Annotated in this window: 2 protein-coding genes; both read right to left on the bottom strand. The window is 39.0% G+C overall.

All coding sequences use genetic code 11. From position 1 onward, the window contains the following. Window positions 1–220: 220 nt before the first annotated feature. Entirely contained in the window at window positions 221–808 is a 588-nt protein-coding gene (pth, locus tag DMC01_RS12470; protein ID WP_142694505.1) for an aminoacyl-tRNA hydrolase, read from the bottom strand. After that, window positions 805–1,341: a 50S ribosomal protein L25/general stress protein Ctc gene (locus tag DMC01_RS12465; protein WP_142694504.1), complete on the bottom strand. Its 537-nt coding sequence runs from the start codon at window positions 1,339–1,341 to the stop codon at window positions 805–807. Before DMC01_RS12465 ends, pth begins: the two co-directional genes overlap by 4 nt. Window positions 1,342–1,369 lie beyond the last annotated feature (28 nt).

Here is a 1,369-nt window from a genome sequence, read left to right as displayed (position 1 = left end):
CGAAGTTATTAAGAAATACCTTGAATTTAATGGATTCTTCGCCTTGCTATTGCAAGGCTTACATTTTATCTAAGCTAAATACTTTTTACAAAAATGAAAAGCACCTTGCTATTGCAAGGCTTACATTTTATCTAAGCTAAATACTTTTTACAAAAATGAAAAGCACCTTGCTATTGCAAGGCTCGCAATGAGAACATAAAATTCACAAAACCCTTTAAATTCACATAATCGCCTTGCTTTGAGCTTCAAGCTCGTTAAGGCTTGTAGGATTTTTAAGATTATAAATAGAGGCTATTTTGTTTAGATCATCTTCATTTAGCAAGGCTAAGACTCCCTTTTTTGCTTGCTCTAAAATGGGCTTTAAGGCTTCAAGCTCGACAAAGCTAAATTTTCCAAGCACGAAATTTGACACAGGCTCTTTCTTGCCTATGCCCACACGAACCCTTGCGTAATTTGCCCCACAAAGTGCGTCTATGCTTTTAAGTCCATTGTGTCCGCCGTTTCCACCACCCATTTTAAAGCGCAAAACGCCGAGATTTAAGTCTATGTCATCGTGTATGACTATGAGTTTATCGCATTTATAAAACTCACGCACCGCTAAAACGCTTTGCCCTGAGGCATTCATAAGGGTTGAAGGCTTTAAAAACAAGTTTTCTCCTGCCTTAAAAAGCTCTCCTTTGAATTTAACGCCCATAATTTTGCTGTGTGGCAAATCTTTTAAAATCAAATCCACAAGCATAAAGCCTACATTATGTCTTGTAAGCTCATACTCAGCACCAACATTGCCAAGCCCCACTACAAGCGTCATCTTGCCTTTTCTACGCCCACAACAGCTACCCTATCAGCCTCTAAGATGCTGACATTTTGTGGCAAGGCAATGTCGCGCACCATCAAGGCATCGCCCACATCAAGCTTGCTAACATCAAGTTCAAAGAAATTTGGCAGATTTTCTGGTGCGCATTTTACCTTCAAACGACGTTTGCTTTGTATTAAAACGCCCTTGTTTTTAATGCCTATTGCCTGTCCTTTTAGCTTAACAGGCACCATAAATTTGCTTACAATCCCCTTTTGAGCCACCTTTAAATCCACATGCCTTAAATCGCTAGTTACTGGGTCTTTTTGATAATCAACCACCACCACTTCAAGTGTTTTTTCCTCAATCTTCACCTCAAAAATAAGCGAGGTTTTTTTACGCACTTCTTTGATGAAATCATTTGCCTTAAAGGCAGCGTGGATGTTTTCAAAGCCCTTGCCATAGATGTTAGCAATTAGATAACCATCTCGCTTTAAGGACTTAGCATCCTTTCTGCCGATACTCTTTCTAAGTATGCCTTCTAACATTTTTTGTCCTTTTTGTGAATTTTCGCAT

The sequence above is a fragment of the Campylobacter troglodytis genome (assembly GCF_006864425.1).
GTDB lineage: Bacteria > Campylobacterota > Campylobacteria > Campylobacterales > Campylobacteraceae > Campylobacter_D > Campylobacter_D troglodytis.
The sequence above is the reverse complement of the archived record's forward strand: the minus strand, read 5'-3'. Positions and strand labels throughout refer to the sequence as shown.

What these genes read in the sequence shown, in the direction of transcription:
- DMC01_RS12465 (WP_142694504.1), bottom strand. Translation starts at nt 1,341, where the DNA reads ATGTTAGAAGGCATACTTAGAAAGAGTATCGGCAGAAAGGATGCTAAG.
- pth (WP_142694505.1), bottom strand. Translation starts at nt 808, where the DNA reads ATGACGCTTGTAGTGGGGCTTGGCAATGTTGGTGCTGAGTATGAGCTT.